We start from the raw sequence: 19820 nt of genomic DNA, 5'->3' as shown, positions 1-19820 counted from the left end.
CGATGCACATATTTGCAGTAGCCAATCAAAAAGGCGGGGTGGGCAAGACCACCACATCGGTCAATCTCGCGGCGGCGCTGGCTGCCAGCGGCCAACGTACCCTGCTGGTCGATCTCGATCCTCAAGGCAACGCCACCATGGGCTGCGGGATCGAAAAGCGCGGCTTGACGTCGTCTGTCTATCAGGTGCTGTTGCAGCTGGCGAGCATGGACCAGGCGCGGGTGCAATCGCCGTCGGGCAAGTTTGACGTATTGCCGGCCAACCGCGATCTGGCCGGCGCCGAAGTCGAGCTGGTCGATCTCGAATCGCGAGAGATGCGGCTGAAGACCGCGCTGGCTGCGCACAAGGAGGATTACGACTTCGTCCTGATCGACTGCCCGCCTTCGCTGTCGATGCTGACGCTGAATGGCCTTTGTGCGGCGCATGGCGTGATCATTCCGATGCAATGCGAGTATTACGCACTGGAAGGGCTTTCCGACCTGGTGAATACCATCAAGAAAGTGCATGCCCATCTGAATCGGGACCTGAAGATCATCGGCCTGCTGCGCGTCATGTATGACCCGCGAAACACGCTGTCCACGCAGGTATCGGCGCAGCTGGAAGAGCATTTCGGCGACAAGGTGTTCAAAACCCTGGTGCCGCGCAATGTGCGCCTTGCCGAAGCGCCCAGCTATGGCATTCCGGGCGTGCTCTTCGACAAGGGCGCCAAGGGAGCGCAGGCCTACATGGCCTTCGCCGCCGAAATGATTGAACGTGTCAATTCCTGGAAGGACTCATGATGGCCCCTATCCCCCCGCCCCCCCTTCCCTAGGAAGGGGGGTGACGATCGTTCAGCCGCTATGCGGCTTCCTTGTAATTGATTTGCTGCCCCCTTGGGGCGGCCCTGCGGAGGCAGCATGAATCCACCCAAACAAAAAGGCCTTGGCCGCGGGCTCGACGCCCTGCTGGCCGCCAACAACACTCCGGAAACCCAGCGTCAGGACACGCTAGCGGTCGGTGCCCTGCAGCCCGGTAAGTACCAGCCGCGTACCCGCATGGACCCCGGCTCGCTCGAGGAACTGGCCGCGTCGATCAAGGCTCAGGGATTGATCCAGCCGATCTCGGTGCGGCCGGTGGAAAGTGGTCGCTACGAGATCATCGCGGGCGAAAGGCGCTGGCGCGCCGCCCAGATCGCCGGCTTGGCCGAAGTGCTGGTGCTGATCCGTGACATTCCTGACGATGCCGCGCTGGCAATGTCACTGATTGAAAACATCCAGCGCGAAGACCTCAATCCCCTGGAAGAGGCTGCCGGCATCCAGCGCCTGATCGACGAATTCCAGATGACCCATCAGCAGGCCGCCGACGCCGTCGGCCGTTCCCGTTCAGCCGCCTCCAACCTGTTGCGCCTGCTCCAGCTGGCGAAGCCGGCGCAGGACATGCTGATGGCCGGCGATATCGAGATGGGCCATGCCAGATCGCTGTTGCCTTTGTCCAAGAGCGAGCAGGGGCGTATTGCTGCCCTGGTCGTGGACAAGGGTTATTCCGTGCGGGAGACGGAGCGGCTGGTTGCGCGTGAACTGAATCCACCGGTAAAGAAGGGTGGCGACAAGAAGCCGGATCGCGATCTGCTGCGGCTGGAAGAAGAGCTCTCGGATCGCCTCGGGGCCACGGTCAAGATCAGCGCCAATCGCAAAGGGGGAGGCAGTCTGAGCATCCGTTTTGGCAGCCTCGATCAGCTCGACGGCTTGCTTTCGAGGTTCGAATAGCCAACCGGAACGGGCGAAACCTGGAGGCCCGGCTGTCCGAATATCGACACTCGGCTCCGGTATCACTTTGGTTAGTTGAAATCGATGGCGCGCTGCAACATAAAACAATTGACAACCCACGATCAATGGCCTATATTCGCGGGCTTTTGGAAGCGGCCTGGTCTTATAGATGTTTAAGGCTGTTTTTCATCAAGGCATTGCAACATTGATCGTTGCCGGGCTTGCCTGGTTATGGGCTGGGCCGCATGGCGCGGCATCGGCCGGGCTGGGTGGTGCGGCGGTGGTCATACCGAACCTGTTTTTCGCCCTGAGTCTCTGGGCGGCTGCACGCAGCGGCAGGGCTTCGGTAGCAAGGTTTTTTGTAGGTGAGTTCATCAAGGTCGCGGCAACGCTGGCGTTGCTCGTGATCGTGGCGGGGGCGTATCGGGACTTGCACTGGCTGGCTCTGCTGGCCGGCCTGCTCGTTGCGCTGAAAGCGAATCTGTTTGCGATATTGATTAAGGCCTGACCATGGCAGCCGAGCACGCTCCGAACGCATCGGAATACATCGTTCATCATCTGACCCACCTGAACAGCCTGGGCCACAAGCAGGCGGCTCTGGTCGATTGGTCGGTATTCCATCTCGATACCCTGTTCTGGTCCGTTACCCTCGGACTGCTGGCCGTGCTGATACTGGCGCGCGCCGCCGCCAAGGCGACGTCCGGCGTGCCGGGCCGCTTTCAGGCCGCCGTCGAAATCCTGGTGGAAATGGTCGAATCGCAATCCAAATCCATCGTCCATGGCGACCGCAGCTTCATCGCGCCGCTGGCCCTGACGGTATTCGTCTGGATCTTCTTCATGAACGCGATGGACTTGCTGCCGCTGGATCTGCTGCCGCGCATCTGGGGCGGCGCCTACGCCGCAACCGGCCATGATGCCAGCCACGCCTATCTGCGCATCGTCCCGACCGCCGACCTGAATGCCACCCTTGGCATGTCGCTCGGCGTGCTGATCCTCTGCCTTTACTACAGCGTCAAGATCAAGGGCTTCGGCGGCTGGATGCACGAGTTGTTCACGGCGCCGTTCGGCAGCCATCCGGTACTCTATCCGATCAACTTCGCCATGCAGATGATCGAGTTCGTCGCCAAGACCGTTTCCCACGGCATGCGGCTGTTCGGCAACATGTATGCCGGCGAACTGATTTTCATGCTGATCGCCCTGATGGGTGCGGCCTGGGCCGGAACCGCTTCCGGCGCCTTGCTCTGGGTCGGTGGTGTCATCGCCGGCAGCATCTGGGCCATCTTCCACATTCTGATCATCACGCTGCAGGCTTTCATCTTCATGATGCTGACGCTGGTATACATCGGCCAGGCACACGAAAGTCACTGATTCTTTTAACTTAAATCCGTTACTAAAGGAGTTGTCATGGAACAAATGGTTGGTTTTGTTGCTCTTGCTGCCGGTCTGATCATCGGTCTTGGCGCCGCTGGCGCGTGTATCGGCATCGGCATCATGGGTAGCCGCTTCCTCGAAGCTTCCGCGCGTCAGCCGGAACTGATGAACACGCTGCAAACCAAAATGTTCCTGCTGGTCGGCCTGATCGACGCCGCGTTCATTATCGGTACCGGTATTGCCCTGTGGTACACCACGGCCAACCCGTTCCTCTCCGGCCTGGCCAAGTAATCGTCTCCCCTAACGCTTAAGGAGCGATACCGTGAATCTGAACGCAACGCTGTTTGCCCAGCTGGTTGTGTTCCTCATTTTGGCGTGGTTCACGATGAAATTCGTGTGGCCGCCCATCATGAAGGCACTCGATGAGCGCGCGGGCAAGATAGCTGACGGGCTTGCGGCCGCGGACAAGGCCAAAACCGATCTGGCGCATGCCGAAAAGAAGGCTTCTGACGAGTTGCGCAAGGCGCGCGAGTCGGCCGCCGAATTTCGCAGCGGCGCCGAGCGGCAGGTGGCCCAGTTGATCGAAGACGCCCGCGCCGAAGGCGCTCGCATCGTCAATGCCGCCCGCGAGGCAGCGGAGGCCGAAGCAGCTGCCGCTTCGCAGCGTGCCAAGGAGGCCTTGCGCGAGCATGTGGCCGTCCTGGCGGTGGCTGGCGCCGAGCGCATCCTGCGCCGCGAGATCAATGCCCAGGCCCACGCCGAGCTGCTGACGCAACTCAAGTCGGAGCTGTAATCCGCCATGGCCGAAAACGTCACCCTTGCGCGTCCCTACGCCGAGGCCGCATTTCAGCTGGCCAGGAGCGGAAATGCGCTCGCGGCCTGGTCCGATGTCCTGTCGCGGCTTTCCGCCGTCGCAGCCACTCCGGAAATGGAAGCGTGCATTGGCAATCCGCGCCTGAGCCCCGTGCAGTTGGCGCAACTTTGTCTTGATGTGGCCGATGCCAAGCAGGGCTTGTCGGCCGACCAGCAGAACTTCGTTCGCGTGCTGGCCGACAACGACCGCCTCATCGTCCTGCCCGAGATCAGCGAACTCTTCGACGAGCTCAAGCACGGTCACGAGGGTGTCAAGGATGCCGAGATCACCTCGGCCTTTGCGCTCGACGAAGCGACACTCAAAACACTTGTGGCCGATCTCGAACGCAAGTTCGGGTGCAAGATCCAGGCGACCGTCAAGGTCGATGCCGAACTCATCGGTGGCGTGCGCATTGCCGTCGGCGATGAAGTGGTTGATGCCTCGGTCCGCGGCAAGCTTGCCGCAATGGCCACCGCGCTAAAGAACTAGGAGTAATTCCATGAACCTCAATCCATCCGAAATCAGCGACCTGATCAAGAGCCGGATCCAGAACATGCAGTTGGCCGCCACCGCCCGCAACGAGGGCACCGTGGTTTCGGTCACCGACGGCATCTGCCGCATCCATGGCCTGACCGACGTGATGCAGGGCGAAATGCTGGAGTTCCCCGGCAACACCTTCGGCCTGGCCCTGAACCTGGAGCGCGACTCGGTCGGCGCCGTGGTTCTCGGCGACTACGAGCATATTTCCGAAGGCGACACCGTCAAGTGTACCGGCCGCATTCTCGAAGTGCCGGTCGGCCCCGAACTGCTTGGCCGCGTGGTGAACGCGCTGGGCGAGCCGATCGACGGCAAGGGTCCGATCAACGCCAAGCTCACCGACAAGATCGAAAAAGTCGCACCGGGCGTGATCTGGCGCAAGTCGGTATCGCAGCCGGTGCAAACCGGTCTCAAGGCCATCGACTCGATGGTTCCGGTGGGTCGCGGCCAGCGCGAGCTGATCATCGGCGACCGCCAGACCGGCAAGACGGCTGTCGCGGTTGATGCCATCATCAACCAGAAGGGGCAGAACATGTTCTGCATCTACGTCGCGATCGGCCAGAAGGCTTCGACCATCGCCAACGTGGTGCGCAAGCTGCAGGAACACGGCGCGATGGAATACACCATCGTCGTCGCCGCCTCCGCCTCCGACTCCGCCGCGACCCAGTTCATCGCGCCCTACACGGGCTGCTCGATGGGCGAGTACTTCCGCGACCGCGGCATGGACGCCCTGATTATTTATGACGACCTGACCAAGCAGGCCTGGGCCTATCGCCAGATCTCGCTGTTGCTGCGCCGTCCTCCCGGTCGCGAAGCCTACCCCGGCGACGTGTTCTACCTCCACTCGCGTCTGCTCGAGCGCGCCGCGCGCGTCTCTGAAGCCTGGGTCGAGAAGCTGACCAACGGCGAAGTCAAGGGCAAGACCGGTTCGCTGACCGCGTTGCCGGTGATTGAAACCCAGGCTGGCGACGTGTCCGCCTTCGTGCCGACCAACGTGATTTCGATTACCGACGGCCAGATCTTCCTTGAGACCGACTTGTTCAACGCCGGCATCCGCCCCGCCATGAACGCCGGCGTTTCGGTGTCGCGCGTCGGTGGTGCGGCCCAGACCAAGGTCATCAAGAAGCTCGGCGGCGGCGTGCGCCTGGCGCTGGCCCAGTACCGCGAACTCGCGGCCTTCGCCCAGTTCGCGTCGGACCTCGACGAAGCCACTCGCAAGCAGCTTGAGCGCGGCCGTCGCGTCACCGAGCTGATGAAGCAGCTGCAATATGCGCCGCTGTCCGTCGCTGAAATGGGCGTTACGCTCTATGCGTCCAACGAAGGCTTCATGGACGACGTCGACGTTCCGCGCATTCTTGCGTTCGAAACGGACCTGCATCAGTTCATGCACCAGAAGTACGCCGACCTGATGAACAAGATCGAAACCACCAGGGATCTGGACAAGGATGCCGAAGGCCAGCTCAAGGCCGCGGTCACCGAGTTCAAGAAGTCCTGGGCCTGATCGCCAACCTCTGACCAGATGACGGGGAGCGATCATGCCGGGCAGTAAAGAGATCCGCACCAAGATCAAGAGCGTCCAGAACACGCGCAAGATCACCAAGGCCATGGAGATGGTGGCCGCGTCCAAGATGCGCAAGGCGCAGGAACGGATGCGCGCCGCTCGTCCCTACAGCGAGAAAATCCGCCGCCTCGCGGCAAATCTCTCGCAGGCCAACGTGACCGAGTATCGCCATGCCTTCCTCAATCGCGGCAAGGCGGTCGAAGCAAAGCGTGTCGGACTGATCGTGGTGACGACCGACAAGGGCCTCTGCGGTGGCCTGAATACCAACATCCTGCGCCAGTGCCTGAATACCATGCGCAAGTGGGAAGCCGACGGTGCCAGCGACATTCGTGTCACCTGCATCGGCAACAAGGGCCTCGGCTTCATGCAGCGCATGGGTGCCAACGTCATTTCGCACATCACCCACCTGGGCGACACGCCGCACCTGGAAAAGCTGATCGGGCCGATGAAGGTCATGATCGACGCCTTCCAGGCCGGTGAGCTGGATGCCGTTTATATCGCCTACACCCGCTTCATCAACACCATGAAGCAGGAGCCGGTGATCGAGGCGCTGCTGCCGCTGTCGGGCGAGCGCATGGGTACGCCCGAGCGCAGCTGGGACTACCTCTACGAGCCGGATGCACAAACCGTCATCGACGAGTTGCTGGTGCGCTACGTCGAGGCGCTGATCTATCAGGGCGTGGCGGAAAACATGGCGTCCGAACAATCGGCGCGCATGGTGGCGATGAAGGCGGCGACCGACAACGCAGGCAACGTCATCAAGGAACTGCAACTGGTCTACAACAAGGCGCGCCAGGCAGCGATCACCAAAGAGATTTCGGAAATTGTCGGTGGCGCTGCTGCCATCGCGGGCTAAGCATTTAATTTAAGGAAACAACCATGAGCAACGGAAACATCGTTCAGTGCATTGGTGCCGTGGTGGACATCAAGTTCCCCCGCGAAGCCATGCCCAAGGTGTATGAAGCGCTGACCCTCGACGAGGCCGATTCCGGTAACGCCGAAGCCGGTCTGACATTCGAAGTGCAGCAGCAGCTCGGCGACGGCATCGTGCGCACCATCGCGCTCGGTTCCTCCGACGGCCTGCGCCGCGGCATGTCGGTGAAGCCCACGGGCGCCGCCATCACCGTGCCGGTCGGTTCCGGTACGCTGGGCCGCATCATGGACGTGCTGGGCCGTCCGATCGACGAAGCCGGCCCCGTGCCCTGCGAAGAGAAGCGTCCGATTCACGCCAAGGCGCCGAAGTTCGATGAGCTGTCGCCTTCCACCGAACTGCTGCCCACCGGCATCAAGGTTATCGACCTGATGTGTCCGTTCGCCAAGGGCGGCAAGGTCGGCCTGTTCGGCGGCGCCGGCGTCGGCAAGACCGTGAACATGATGGAACTGATCAACAACATCGCCAAGTCCTACGGCGGCTACTCGGTGTTCGCCGGCGTCGGCGAGCGCACCCGCGAGGGCAACGACTTCTACCACGAGATGGAAGAATCGAAGGTTCTCGACAAGGTGGCGATGGTGTTCGGCCAGATGAACGAGCCTCCCGGCAACCGTCTGCGCGTGGCGCTGACCGGCCTTACCATGGCCGAAAAGTTCCGCGACGAAGGCAAGGACATCCTGCTGTTCATCGACAACATCTACCGCTACACGCTGGCCGGTACCGAAGTCTCCGCGCTGCTCGGCCGCATGCCTTCCGCCGTGGGCTACCAGCCGACGCTGGCCGACGAAATGGGCCGTCTGCAGGAGCGCATCACCTCGACCAAGGTTGGTTCGATCACCTCCATCCAGGCCGTGTATGTGCCTGCCGATGACTTGACCGACCCGTCCCCGGCGACCACCTTCCTCCACCTCGACGCCACCGTCGTGCTGTCGCGTGACATCGCCTCGCTGGGTATCTACCCGGCCGTCGATCCGCTCGATTCCACCTCGCGCCAGCTCGATCCGCTGGTCGTCGGCGAAGAGCATTACAGCGTCGCCCGCCGCGTGCAGTCGAACCTGCAGCGCTACAAGGAATTGCGCGACATCATCGCGATTCTGGGCATGGACGAACTGGCGCCGGAAGACAAGCTGGCCGTGACGCGCGCGCGCAAGATCCAGCGCTTCCTGTCGCAGCCCTTCAACGTCGCCGAAGTGTTCACCGGCACGCCGGGCAAGATCGTGCCGCTGGCCGACACCATCAAGGGCTTCAAGATGATCGTCGACGGCGAGTGCGACAGCATTCCCGAGCAGGCCTTCTACATGGTCGGCGCGATCGAGGAAGTCTTCGAAAAGGCCAAGACGCTGCAGTAAGTTGGATGGGGCAGGGAGCGGAACATCGCTTCGGCCCCTTTCTGGCGAACACTAAAGAGGTAAATAATGGCCATGACTATTCATGTGGACGTCGTCAGCGCGGAAGAGATGATTTTCTCGGGCTTGGCGGAATTTGTCGTCCTGCCGGGCGAAGCCGGCGAGCTGGGCATCATGCCCGGCCATATGCCGCTGATGACCCGCATCAAGCCGGGCGCGGTTCGCGTCAAGCTGCCTGACGACAAGGAAGAGCTGATTTTCGTTGCCGGCGGTTTGCTCGAAGTGCAACCGGGGCTGGTGACTGTTTTGGCAGATACCGCCATTCGCGGCGCCGATCTGGACCAGGCCAAGGCGATGGAAGCCAAGAAAATGGCCGAGGAGGCCATGGTCAATCGCGGCTCCGAAATGGATTACGCGCGTGCCCAGGTCGAACTGGCCGAAGCCATCGCCCAGCTCGCCGCGATCGATCGTTTGCGCAAGCAACGGCACTGATCCGGGCTCACGTCGTACGCAAACAAGGCAGCTTTGGCTGCCTTGTTTGTTTGTGCAACCAGTTTCCCTATTCGACGGTCAAAAACTCGTTTTGCACTTGGCATGAGGCTGAATCATGGCTAGACTGTACAGTCCAGTCTAATTGGGCTTTCCCGTGGGCTTGCTCGCCGATCACGATCCATCCGACTCGCGCTCGCGTCTGATCCAGGCTGCGACCGAAGTCTTTATCGAGGAAGGCTATCGGGCCAGTATCGAGCGCGTCGCCGTGCGCGCCAGCGTGGCCCGGCAAACGCTTTACAACCACTTTCCGTCGAAGGCGGACCTGTTTGGCGAAGTCATCAAGCAAGTCACCGCGGCTTTGCTGGTTACACTCGATGGCAAGAACGAGAGTCTGCGTGAGCGCTTGCTCCGCTTCGGTATCGCGTTCCGCGCCAAGGCCTTGAGTGCGGAAGGCTTGGGTTTTTACCGCGCCCTGATTGCCGAGTCGAAGCGTTTTCCGGAACTTGCGGCTACCTTCTATCGCACCGGTCCGATCCAGACTGCTGCACGACTGCGCAGCGTCCTGCAGGATGCCATCGATCGCGGCCAACTGCGTCCGGTCGATCCGGAGTTTGCCGCCAATACCCTGTTATCCATGCTGGTCGGGGCAGAACGCAGCCATTTCCTGCTTTCCGGCGAGCCGCCGCCCAAACCCGATCCCGCGCGCGTCGCGCAACTCATCGATTGCTATCTGCGCGCGTTTGCAGCAGAGGCCCTTTCTTCCAACCCCGCCCCCCAACGGAGCGTCCCATGAGAAAAACCCTTCCCTTGCTCGTGCTTGCACTTCTGGCCGCTTGCGGCGACGACGGTAAAAAAGGTCCTCCGGGAGCACCGCCCGGAGCCGGGATGCCCCCGCCGGAAGTGGATGTGATCACGATTGCCGCCGGCAGCGCAACGATCACCCAGGATTTGCCCGGCCGTTTGCAGGCAGTGCGTTCCGCGCAAGTGAGGGCTCGCGTCGAAGGTGTCGTGGAGAAGCGCCTCTTCGCCGAAGGCACGGACATAGCCGCCGGCACACCCCTGTTTCAAATCGACGCCCGGACCTATCAGGCGCAAGCCGCCGCAGCCGACGCCGATCTCGCCGCAGCCAAGGCGGTGTTTGACCGTTACACGCCACTGCTTGCCATCAAGGCGGTCAGCCAGCAGGAATTCGACGCCGCGCAGGCACGTGTCAAACAAGCCGAAGCCGCCGCCGCCAAGGCGAAGCTGGACCAGGAAAACGCCGTACCGCCAGCGCCGATTTCCGGCCGCATCGGCCGTGCGCTGGTGACCGAAGGTGCTTTGGTCGGCAAGGGCGAGGCCACCCATCTGGTGACCATCGAACAACTCGATCCGATCCGCGTCGAATTTTCGCAATCCTATTCCGATCTGTTGCGCCTGCAGCAGGCGGTCAAGAGCGGCAAGCAGAAAAAGGCCGACTCGGCGAAAGTCGAACTGGTGCTGGAGGACGGTTCGCTCTATCCGGAAAAAGGTCGCCTCCAGTTCACCGACTTGGCCGTCGATCCGAACAGCGGCGCGGTCATCCTGCGTGCCGAATTTCCCAATCCGCGCCGCGACCTGCTGCCCGGCACGTTTGTGCGCGTGCGTTTCCCCCAGACGCAACTGGATGAGGCCATCCGGGTGCCGCAACGCGCCGTTCAGGGCGGCGCCCAGGGCCAGTTCGTGATGACCGTCGACGCTGAAGGCAAGGTGGCGCCGCGGCCGATCAAGACCAGCGCCATGTCCGGCGGCGACTTCATTGTCGATTCCGGGTTGAAAGGCGGCGAGCAGGTGATCGTCAATGGCTTGCAGAAGGCCAGACCCGGCAGCGCGGTGAAGCCTGTGCCCTGGACTCCGGGTGCGCCGCTGCTGGCTGCGCCGCCCGGCGCCGGCAAGCCGGCAGAGGCAGTGCCAGGCGCGGCGGCCCCCGGCACCAAGCCCAGTGAAGAAAAGAAGTAAGTCATGATCTCAAAATTCTTCATTGATCGGCCCATCTTCGCCTGGGTCATCGCCATCATCATTGTGCTCGGCGGCCTGCTCGCGTTGCGCCAGCTGCCGGTGGCGAGTTATCCGGCGGTGGCGCCGCCGGCGCTGGCGATCACGGTGAATTACCCCGGCGCCTCGGCCAAGGTGGTGGAGGAAACCGCCGTCGCGCTGATCGAACAGGAACTCAACGGCATCGAGAACCTGCTCTACATGGACTCGGCCTCCGAGCAGAACCTCGGCACCATCACCCTGACCTTCCAGGCCGGCACCAACCTCGACCTGGCCTCGGTGGAAACGCAGAACCGCATCAAGCGCGCCGAGCCGCGCCTGCCGGAAGAAGCGCGCCGCCTGGGCATCACGGTGGTGAAGTCGGCGCGCAACTACCTGATGTTCATCTCCCTGTTTTCTCCCGACAAGTCGCAGGACAACGTCGCGCTGGGCAGTTATGCCGCCGCCAACGTGCTGGAAAGCATCCGCCGCACTCCGGGCGTGGGCGAGGCCATCCTGTTCGGTACCGAGTATTCGATGCGGCTATGGCTCAAGCCCGAGCGTTTGACGGCATTCGGCCTGACTCCCGCCGACGTGGCGAAGGCGGTGCGCGCCCAGAACGCGCAGATCGCCACCGGCGAGCTCGGCCAGGTGCCGGCCGTGCCGGGGCAGGAATACGCGGCGACGATCATCACCCAGGGCCGCCTCGCGACTCCGGAGCAATTCGGCAACGTCATCATCAGGAGCGACGGTCGCGGCGCCACGGTACGCGTCAAGGATGTCGCCCGCGTCGAGCTGGGCGCACAGGATTACAACATCGCGGCCCGCGTCGATGGGCAGCCCACGGCCGCGATTGCCGTGCGCATGGCGCCGGGCGCCAATGCGCTCGACACGGCCAAGGCGGTCAATGCGCGAATGACCGAACTGGCAAAATATTTCCCGCCCAGCATTTCCTGGATGGTGCCCTACGACACCTCTACCTTTGTCGACATCTCGATCCGCGAAGTGGTCAAGACCCTGATCGAAGCCATGATCCTGGTGGTGCTGGTGATGTATTTGTTCCTCGAAAACGTGCGCGCCACCTTCATTCCGACGGTGGTCGTGCCGGTCTCGCTGTTCGGCGCCATGATCGGCCTCTATGTGCTCGGCTATTCGATCAACGTGCTGACGCTGTTCGCGATGGTGCTGGCGATCGCCATCGTGGTGGACGATGCCATCGTCGTGATCGAGAACGTCGAGCGCATCATGAGCGAGGAAGGCCTCAGTCCGCGCGACGCGACACGCAAGGCCATGGGGCAGATCATCAACGCCATCATCGCCATCACGGTGGTGCTGACGGCGGTGTTCGTGCCCCTGCTGTTTTTCGGCGGTTCGGTCGGCGCGATCTACCGCCAGTTCGCCGTGACGCTGATCCTGACCATGGTCTTTTCGGCCTTCATGGCACTGACGCTGACGCCCGCGCTTTGTGCGACGCTGCTCAAGCATGAGCCCGGCGCCGACGACGTGATGCCGCACAGCGGCTTCTTCGGCTGGTTCAACCGCTTCTTTGCCGCCACCGTGAATCGCTACATCGGTACCACGCGGCGCATGCTGGGCAAGCCCGGGCGCTGGCTGGTGGTCTATGCCGCGATTCTGGCGGCCACCGGCTGGTTCTTTGCCAAGCTGCCCGGCAGCTTCCTGCCGAGCGAAGACCAGGGTTACTTCCTCAGCATCGTCCAACTTCCCTCGGGCGCGACGCGCGAGCGCAGCCTCGAAGTTCTCGAAACCGTCGAGAAACACTACCTGGCGCAGAAGGAAGTTGCCCACGTGATCGGCGTGCTCGGTTTCTCCTTTTTCGGACGCGGCCAGAACGCCGCCATTACCTTCGTCCGCCTCAAGAGCTGGGACGAGCGGCCGAACAAGGAGAACAGCGCCGAGTCGGTGGTGCAGCGCGCCAACATGGCTTTCTTCCGCATCAAGCAGGCCATGATCTTCGCCATCAACGTGCCGCCGATTCCGGAACTGGCCGCCGTCGGCGGTTTCGATTTCCGCCTGCAGGATCGCGGCGGCCTCGGCCGCGACAAGCTGCTCGAAGCGCGCAACATGGCGCTCGGTCTGGCCGGACAAAATCCGGCATTGGCCGGGGTGCGTCCGGAAGGGCAGGAGGCCGGCCCGCAGGTCTTCCTCACCGTGGACCGGGTCAAGGCGCGCGCGCTGGGCATCGATCTGGGCGATCTTAACGACACCCTGCAGGCGACACTGGGCACGGCCTACATCAACGATTTCGTGCGCGAAGGCCGCATCCTGCGCGTGCAGATGCAGGCCGAGGCCGACACCCGGCGCACGCCGGAAGACTTGTTGCAGCTGCCGATCAAGAATGCGCGCGGCGACATGATTCCGCTGGCCGAAATCGCCACGGCGCAGTGGATCGTCGGCAGTCCCAAGCTCGACCGCTACAACGGCCTGCCTTCGATGAAGATTGCGGGCAATCCGGCGCCCGGGCGTTCAACCGGCGATGCGCTGGCGGCGATGGAGGATGTTGCCGCCAAGCTGCCGCCCGGCATCGGCTTCGAATGGTCGGGCAGTTCCTTCGAGGAGCGGCTTTCCGGCACCCAGGCGCCCTTCCTTTTCGCCGTTTCGCTGATCGTGGTTTTCCTCTGCCTCGCTGCACTCTATGAGAGCTGGTCGATTCCCTTCGCGGTGATGCTGGTGGTGCCCCTGGGCATCTTCGGCGCGGTGCTGGCGGTGACGCTGCGCGGCCTGCCCAACGACGTGTATTTCAAGGTCGGCCTGATCGCCATCATCGGCCTCTCGGCGAAGAACGCGATCCTGATCATCGAGTTTGCGCGCGAGCTGCAGGAGCAGGGAAAGGATCTGATCGAAGCCACGCTCGAAGCCTGCCGCCTGCGTTTCCGGCCGATCCTGATGACTTCGATTGCCTTCATGTTCGGCGTGCTGCCGCTGGCGGTGTCCACCGGCGCCGGCGCCAACAGCCGCCATGCCATCGGCACCGGCGTGATCGGCGGCATGTTCGCCGCGACGCTGCTCGCGGTGTTCCTGGTCCCGGTATTTTTCGTGGTGGTGCGGCGAATCTTCCCTGGTCACGCCCGCCACCACGAGGAGAAGCACGATGCGTAAATTCCTTCCTCTCGCCATTGCCCTTGCCGCGGCCGGCTGTTCGTTCACTCCCGATTACCAGCGGCCCGCGGCGCCGGTGCCGACTGCCTGGCCGATGACAGTCGGCGCTGGCGATACGGCGAAAGGCGCGCCGTTCGGCACCGACTGGCGCGCATTTTTCCCCGATGCGCACTTGCAGGGCCTGATCGCCGCGGCGCTGGAACACAACCGCGATCTGCGCATCGCCATCGGGCGTGTCGATGAGGCCCGTGCGCTGGCGGGCATTGCCCGCGCCGACCGGTTTCCGACCGTGGATCTTGCCGCGCAACGCGCGGCATCGCTGACGCCGGCGGATCTGTCCGGCACCGGCCGCCAGCAGAACAGCCAGCGTTACGACGTCAATCTGGCGGTGGCTTCGTTCGAGCTGGATTTCTGGGGACGGGTGAAGAGCCTCGATGATGCCGGGCGCGCCAATTTCCTGGCCAGCGACTTTGCGCACCAGGCCTTCCGCCTGTCGTTGATTGCCGACGTCGCCAATGCGTATTTCAGCCTGCTGGAACTTGGCGAGCGGCTTGAGCTGGCGCAGGCCACCCGGAAGAGCCGCGAAGAAACCCGCACTCTGGTCGCGCGCCGCCGCGACGTCGGCTTGGCCGGCGACCTCGATTTTCTGCAAGCCGACGGCGCCTTCCAGAATGCGCGCGCGGAAGTCGCCAATCTGGCGCGCAGCCATGCGGCGGCGGAAAACGCCTTGCGTCTGCTGGTGGGCAGTTCACCGGCGGCGGCCGGGGGCGGCAAGCTGGCGCAACAGGGCTTGGTTGCCGACGTCGCGGTGGGCCTGCCGGCGGAAATCCTGCTGGCCCGTCCGGACGTGCTGGCCGCCGAGCAGAAATTGATTGCGGCCAATGCCAACATCGGCGCCGCGCGCGCCGCCTTCCTGCCGAAGATCCTGCTGACGGCCGCCGCCGGAACTGCCAGCAGGGGTCTCTCCGGGTTGTTCGATGCCGGCAGCGGTGCCTGGAGTTTCACGCCGGTCTTGCGCCTGCCGCTGTTCGATGCCGGGCGCAGCACCGACAACGTCGATCTGGCAAAGGCGCGCAAGAACATCGCCGTGGCCGAGTATGAGAAGAGCATCCAGCTGGCCTTCCGCGAAATTGCCGACCTGCTGGCGGCGCGCAGCCAGCTGGCCGAACAGCTTCAGGCGCAGGAAGCCAATGTTGCCGCACAGGGCCAGCGCCTGAAGATTGTCGAGGCGCGCTACCAGGCCGGCGTTTCCAGCCATCTCGAACTGCTCGATGCCCAGCGCGAACATTTTGCCGCGCAACAGTCGGCGCTGGCGGTACGGCGGCAGTTGCTGGCGACGGCCGCAAGTTTCTACAAGGCGCTGGGTGGCGGCGTGGCGGAGGCAAAGCCCTCTTAACGCGGATGGCACCGAGTGCCATCCGCCGAAGAAGAAACACGCTAAAGGCGAATTGGTCGCCCGCCCCCCTTCCGCTACGCGGCCCACGGCCGGCTTTGCACAGCCAGCCGGCTGCGGCGGCGCGACGCATGCGTCGCGAATTCCCGCCTCGCCCCTCACGGGGGGGGTTATTAATCGGCGCGCTGCGCGCGTCCATTACCGGAGCCTTCGAACACGGCGCTTCACATTAACGGTGCTGGCCTGATGCTTGCAATGAGTCGGACACTTCCATTTTTCGGGGTGTCCGATGGTCCGTCTGGGGGATTTGACCCGGTCTCTTGACCAGTTCGCTACACAATCTGCCGCTACGCCGGCAAGTTCTTCCGGCCCTTTGCCGCCGGCGAAGCCGGCTGCGGAACAGGTCGAGGCGACGCTGGCGGCCGATGATGTCAGCATCAGCGCCGAGGCCGTGCGCCAGTTGCAGCGCGCAGCGGAACTCGAGCAGCAACAGGCGGCCACGCTCAAGGCGCTCGGCGAAGATGCCGAACTCGCCGCGCGATTGGCGCACGAGATGGCCTATCGCCGCGAGGTGGTGGTGGTTCCCGCGAAGGCCTACGGCGATCTGGCGGCGTCCCGCTTTGCCGGCGGAAGCTCGCCGGCGATCAATGCGGCAGGCATCGCCAGGGCACAGTCCGAACTCGAGCAATCGCGCCTGGCGCGAATAGCCTTGTATGAATTCGAGAAGGCCAAGGGAACCCCGCCCGCAGAAATCTACAACCGCCTGCTTGCACTCGAGGCTGCCCGGCCCGCGGGCTACAGTATTGCCCTCGCCACCTGAGGCGTGAGCTCAGGTGGCTTCAAACCTGCGCGCTCAGAGCCCCTTGCGCACGCTGATCACGCCGCGGATCTGGCCTTCCGAATAGCCGGTGGCCTTGTCGTTGGGGTAATGCTGGCTGAGTACGGCCTGGACTGCGGGCTTGAGTTGGTCGGCGGGGCCATGGCAGCTAAGGCACAGGCCCTGCACCGGTAGCGCCTTGACGAAGCGGTATTCGTTGCCGACTTTCTCGCCCTTTTCCAGCTTGCCCGGCGCTTCGCCGGCGGCGGCGCGCTTGTCGAAATCTTCCAGTGCGGCCTTTTCCCACTCATCGGGAATCGCCCGCGCGTCGTTGCGCGCCTTGAGGCTGACGCGCTTGATCTTCCATCCGGTCTGCTGCGAGATCTCGCCGGCCATTTTGGGTGCCATGTCCTTGCAGACGGGAATCGCGCCTTCCGCTCCGGACTTGCGGATTTCTTCCTGCAGGGCGACGAGCAGCTTGGGTGGCAAGGTGGTGGCCACCTTGCGTGCTTCGTCGAGCAGCGCGGAGTCGTTGGCGTGGGCCGGCGTTGCGGCAAACGGAGCGATCAGCGTCGCAGCGACAAAAAGCAGCTTTTTCATGAACATATCCTCCCGGTTGGTTTGAGGCGTGATTGTGCACACCCGGTTTGGAAGGAGCCAATAAAAATAATTTAGGCGGCGATCAGTCCAGCTTCAGCCGAGCATTTGTATCCGCTTTTCCAGTCGCGCGACGTCGTCGCGCAGGCGATCGATATCGCCGGAAAACCCGGTGATATCCTCCTGGCGTGCAATCATGGGCTGCTCTTCGGTGAAGTACTCGGCGAGATTTTCGGCGAAGTTCTGCGCCGCCTGCTGTTGCCAGGCGACAAACTCGCGGGTGCCGGTCACGATGCGATGGGCCGCGATGTCGCCAAAGACTTTCGAGAGATCCTCCTCCGCATCCCAGCGCAGGTTGCGAATGACGAAAGCCAGCGTCTGGGCGAATTCCGCCGAACCCTCGATGCGTGCCGCCCGCATCACCACTTCCTTGCCCTGCAGTGCCAGCAGCGGCGTGGCAGCCGGCAGCGAAATGCTGACCTCCAGCTCGGCCTCGGGTGCGGGTGCGGAAATGAATCCATCGCTACCAATCAAAAAAGCCGCCTCGAAAGGCGGCAGTTTTATCCGGGCGGCATGTCCGGCAAACGGCGCCAGCTTTTCCCGCGCCCAAGCGGCCTGCCCGAGCAGGTGATTGATCGCTGCAAGCAGCGGTGCGGGCAGGGGCTGCATGGTGACGGTCGTTTTGCGCGCCGGGAATTCCGCTTCGCGGGCGAGCGTCAGACCTGCTGGATCCCGGCCACGTTCCAGCCGCGGCTGCCGTCGGTAGGCTTCACCAGATGCCAGGTTTCGGCGAAGGCTTCCGGTGTGCCGCTGTCCTCACGCAACTGGCCGGAGAAATGCACGCTGGCCACGTGGCGACCTTCCTCGGTAGCGACTTCGAGCAGTTCTGCGTTCAATTGCATCACGTCGGTTTCCTGGTTGCGGCCGCCACGTTCCTGATGCTGCAGCTTGATCTCGGCGAACAACTCGGGCGCCGTGAACTCGCGGATGTCGTCCATGTCGCCACGGTCGTTGGCCGCCTGCAGGCGCACGAAGTTGAGCTTGGCCTGGCGCAGGAAACCTTCCACGTCGAAATCGGCGGGGATGTTTCCGGCAGCAGCGGCCACCGTAGCGCCAGCGCCGACCCCCGAGCCTTCGAATCGAGCGGGCGTGAAATTCGCCGGAGCGGCATTGCCGGGGCCGGCACCGGCGTACTGCATGCCGGCTTGGGGAGTGCGCTTGCTCATGAGCCAGCGGATGACGAAGAATGCCACCATGCCCAGTGCGAGAATCAGCAGCATGTTGGCCATGCCTTCGCCGAGGCCGAAGTGCGACAGCAGCGCGGCGATGCCAAGACCGGCGGCGAGGCCGGCCAGGGGGCCGAGGAAGCGGCTCATGCCGGCCGGCTTGGCCGCAGCCGCGGGTGCCGCTGCTGCGGCCGGAGCGGCCGCAGGCTTGCCGGCCGCAGCCGGTGCCGTGGGAGCGGGTGTCGCCTGGCGCTGCATGCCGGCCGACTTGCCGCCACCCAGACGCCGGGCTTCGGCATCCGGAACCATCAAGCCCAATCCAACCACCGCCGCAAAGACGGCAATCACCAATCGCTTCATTGTTTCTTCTCCTCGTTAATGTGAAACAACTCGTTCAGAGCGACCGGTGACAGTCGAGCGAAGCGAGCAAATCAGAAGCCTCCCCGTGAGGGGGCGAGGCGGGGTTTCGCACCGCATGCGGTGCGCCGCCGCAGCCGGCTGGCTGTGCAAAGACAGCCGTGGGCCGCGAAGCGGATGGGAGGGGCGGGCCTTCAATTCGCTATTCGCGTGTTTCATTCTCTGCGGATGGTCTGATGTGACCATGAGCTTTAGAACTTGTAACCACGATGCAGCGCGACGACGCCGGCTGTCATGTTGAATACTTCGACCCGTTCCAGCCCGGCTTGTTCCATCATGGCCTTGAGCGTGGCCTGGTCGGGGTGCATGCGGATCGACTCGGCCAGGTAGCGGTAGGACTCGGCGTCCCCTGCGATTTTCTCGCCCAGCCAGGGCAGCAACTTGAACGAGTAGGCATCATAGGCCTTTTCCAGCGGCTTCCACACTTTGGAAAACTCCAGTACCAGCAGGCGTCCGCCGGGTCGCAGCACGCGGCGCATTTCCGCCAGCGCGCGATCCTTGTGTGTCATGTTGCGCAGGCCGAAGGCCACCGTGACGATGTCGAAATGGTTGTCGGGGAAGGGCAGCTTTTCCGCATCGCACTGGGCCACCGGAGCCAGTACGCCTTCATCGAGCAGGCGGTCGCGACCGACGCCGAGCATGGCGTTGTTGATGTCGGTGAGCCAGACCTGACCGTCGGCACCGACGCGGCGGGCGAAGGCCGACGAAAGATCGGCCGTGCCGCCGGCGACATCGAGCACGCGTTCGCCGGGTCGCGGCGCGGCGATGTCGATGGTGAATTTCTTCCAGAGCCGATGCAGACCCATCGACATGAGATCGTTCATCACGTCGTATTTCTGCGCGACCGACGAAAAGACGCCGGCTACGCGCTGCGCCTTTTCCTTCTCGTCTACGGTTTCAAAACCGAAATGGGTCTTGCTCATGCCGAGTTCTTGCTCAATGGCTGCCGCAGCCACCCGACTTGGGTGGCTTGGTCGTCGAGTCCACATCGCGGCTGGCACCGGCTTTTTCAAGGCGGTCGAGATAATCCGCCCAGAGCGCTTCCTGATCGGCGCCGAGCTTGTGCAGCAAATCCCACGAGTAGATGCCGCTGCTGTGGCCATCGGAGAAAGTCGGCTGCACCGCATAGTTGCCGACCGGCTCCAGCGCGGTGATCTCGACATTGCGCTTGCCGGTTTGCAGCGTCTCCTGTCCCGGACCGTGGCCGCGAACTTCGGCGGAGGGACTCCAGACGCGCAGGAATTCGGCGGGCAGGTTGTAGTGGCTGCCGTCGTCGAAGGTGAGTTCGAGCATGCGCGACTTTTTGTGCAGGGTGATCTCGGTGGGAATCGGGGTCTTGGGGTCGAGACCGGACATGGTGACAGCTCCTTGAATTGGCCCGCTATGATAGCGCACGCGGCGGGCCGCATCGATGTCATGGAACCG

General features: G+C 63.2%; 21 protein-coding genes. 16 read left to right on the top strand and 5 right to left on the bottom strand.

Translation table 11 applies throughout. The features are described from left to right. Positions 1-2: 2 nt before the first annotated feature. The 16 genes from SUTH_RS18065 (at position 3) to SUTH_RS17990 (ending at position 16158) form a co-directional block, all read left to right on the top strand. Positions 3-779 (top strand): ParA family protein, encoded by a 777-nt coding sequence (locus SUTH_RS18065; RefSeq protein WP_041101262.1) that lies wholly within the window; start codon positions 3-5, stop codon positions 777-779. A gap of 117 nt (positions 780-896) precedes the next feature. Beyond that, positions 897-1745, top strand: coding sequence for a ParB/RepB/Spo0J family partition protein (locus tag SUTH_RS18060; protein ID WP_041101260.1), 849 nt, complete (start codon positions 897-899; stop codon positions 1743-1745). 169 nt (positions 1746-1914) lie between these two features. Continuing rightward, a complete protein-coding gene (locus tag SUTH_RS18055) occupies positions 1915-2253 on the top strand; it encodes an ATP synthase subunit I (protein WP_041101258.1) in 339 nt (112 codons plus the stop codon). Positions 2254-2255: 2 nt separating this feature from the next. Further along, complete coding sequence (atpB, locus tag SUTH_RS18050) at positions 2256-3113, top strand: F0F1 ATP synthase subunit A (RefSeq protein WP_041101256.1); 858 nt, start codon at positions 2256-2258, stop codon at positions 3111-3113. A gap of 36 nt (positions 3114-3149) precedes the next feature. Further along, positions 3150-3407: a F0F1 ATP synthase subunit C gene (atpE, locus tag SUTH_RS18045; RefSeq protein WP_041101254.1), complete on the top strand. Its 258-nt coding sequence runs from the start codon at positions 3150-3152 to the stop codon at positions 3405-3407. A gap of 31 nt (positions 3408-3438) precedes the next feature. Continuing rightward, positions 3439-3909: a F0F1 ATP synthase subunit B gene (locus SUTH_RS18040; RefSeq protein WP_041101252.1), complete on the top strand. Its 471-nt coding sequence runs from the start codon at positions 3439-3441 to the stop codon at positions 3907-3909. 6 nt (positions 3910-3915) lie between these two features. Continuing rightward, complete coding sequence (locus tag SUTH_RS18035) at positions 3916-4458, top strand: F0F1 ATP synthase subunit delta (RefSeq protein ID WP_041101250.1); 543 nt, start codon at positions 3916-3918, stop codon at positions 4456-4458. A 10-nt stretch (positions 4459-4468) separates the two neighbouring features. Next, the gene (gene atpA / locus SUTH_RS18030; RefSeq protein ID WP_041101248.1) at positions 4469-6007 is read left to right on the top strand and encodes a F0F1 ATP synthase subunit alpha; all 1539 of its coding nucleotides are present in this window, start codon (positions 4469-4471) and stop codon (positions 6005-6007) included. Between the two features lie 34 nt (positions 6008-6041). Beyond that, on the top strand, positions 6042-6923 hold the full coding sequence (atpG, locus tag SUTH_RS18025) for a F0F1 ATP synthase subunit gamma (RefSeq protein ID WP_041101246.1): 882 nt from the start codon (positions 6042-6044) through the stop codon (positions 6921-6923). Positions 6924-6946: 23 nt separating this feature from the next. Then, positions 6947-8347 (top strand): F0F1 ATP synthase subunit beta, encoded by a 1401-nt coding sequence (gene atpD, locus SUTH_RS18020; protein ID WP_041101245.1) that lies wholly within the window; start codon positions 6947-6949, stop codon positions 8345-8347. A gap of 66 nt (positions 8348-8413) precedes the next feature. Beyond that, complete coding sequence (locus SUTH_RS18015) at positions 8414-8836, top strand: F0F1 ATP synthase subunit epsilon (protein WP_041101243.1); 423 nt, start codon at positions 8414-8416, stop codon at positions 8834-8836. Between the two features lie 154 nt (positions 8837-8990). After that, a complete protein-coding gene (locus tag SUTH_RS18010; protein WP_231851069.1) occupies positions 8991-9629 on the top strand; it encodes a TetR/AcrR family transcriptional regulator in 639 nt (212 codons plus the stop codon). Positions 9630-9721: 92 nt separating this feature from the next. After that, a complete protein-coding gene (locus tag SUTH_RS18005) occupies positions 9722-10813 on the top strand; it encodes an efflux RND transporter periplasmic adaptor subunit (RefSeq protein ID WP_231851068.1) in 1092 nt (363 codons plus the stop codon). 3 nt (positions 10814-10816) lie between these two features. Beyond that, complete coding sequence (locus tag SUTH_RS18000; protein WP_070099358.1) at positions 10817-13945, top strand: efflux RND transporter permease subunit; 3129 nt, start codon at positions 10817-10819, stop codon at positions 13943-13945. Next, the gene (locus tag SUTH_RS17995; RefSeq protein ID WP_052473781.1) at positions 13938-15341 is read left to right on the top strand and encodes an efflux transporter outer membrane subunit; all 1404 of its coding nucleotides are present in this window, start codon (positions 13938-13940) and stop codon (positions 15339-15341) included. Before SUTH_RS18000 ends, SUTH_RS17995 begins: the two co-directional genes overlap by 8 nt. 286 nt (positions 15342-15627) lie before the next feature. Beyond that, complete coding sequence (locus tag SUTH_RS17990) at positions 15628-16158, top strand: hypothetical protein (protein ID WP_148312978.1); 531 nt, start codon at positions 15628-15630, stop codon at positions 16156-16158. Between the two features lie 33 nt (positions 16159-16191). On the opposite strand, the gene SUTH_RS17985 is transcribed toward SUTH_RS17990, so the two are convergent. From SUTH_RS17985 to SUTH_RS17965, 5 genes are all read right to left on the bottom strand, one after another. Continuing rightward, the gene (locus tag SUTH_RS17985) at positions 16192-16755 is read right to left on the bottom strand and encodes a Tll0287-like domain-containing protein (protein ID WP_041102597.1); all 564 of its coding nucleotides are present in this window, start codon (positions 16753-16755) and stop codon (positions 16192-16194) included. 93 nt (positions 16756-16848) lie between these two features. Next, complete coding sequence (locus tag SUTH_RS17980) at positions 16849-17421, bottom strand: ubiquinone biosynthesis accessory factor UbiJ (protein WP_041101233.1); 573 nt, start codon at positions 17419-17421, stop codon at positions 16849-16851. Between the two features lie 47 nt (positions 17422-17468). After that, positions 17469-18338, bottom strand: coding sequence for a Tim44 domain-containing protein (locus tag SUTH_RS17975; RefSeq protein ID WP_041101231.1), 870 nt, complete (start codon positions 18336-18338; stop codon positions 17469-17471). A gap of 248 nt (positions 18339-18586) precedes the next feature. Then, positions 18587-19318, bottom strand: coding sequence for a bifunctional demethylmenaquinone methyltransferase/2-methoxy-6-polyprenyl-1,4-benzoquinol methylase UbiE (ubiE, locus tag SUTH_RS17970; RefSeq protein WP_041101229.1), 732 nt, complete (start codon positions 19316-19318; stop codon positions 18587-18589). 13 nt (positions 19319-19331) lie between these two features. After that, the gene (locus tag SUTH_RS17965) at positions 19332-19751 is read right to left on the bottom strand and encodes a gamma-butyrobetaine hydroxylase-like domain-containing protein (RefSeq protein ID WP_041101227.1); all 420 of its coding nucleotides are present in this window, start codon (positions 19749-19751) and stop codon (positions 19332-19334) included. Positions 19752-19820 lie beyond the last annotated feature (69 nt).

It is taken from the genome of Sulfuritalea hydrogenivorans sk43H (assembly GCF_000828635.1).
Classification (GTDB): domain Bacteria; phylum Pseudomonadota; class Gammaproteobacteria; order Burkholderiales; family Rhodocyclaceae; genus Sulfuritalea; species Sulfuritalea hydrogenivorans.
This window is presented reverse-complemented; position numbering and strand designations above follow the sequence as displayed.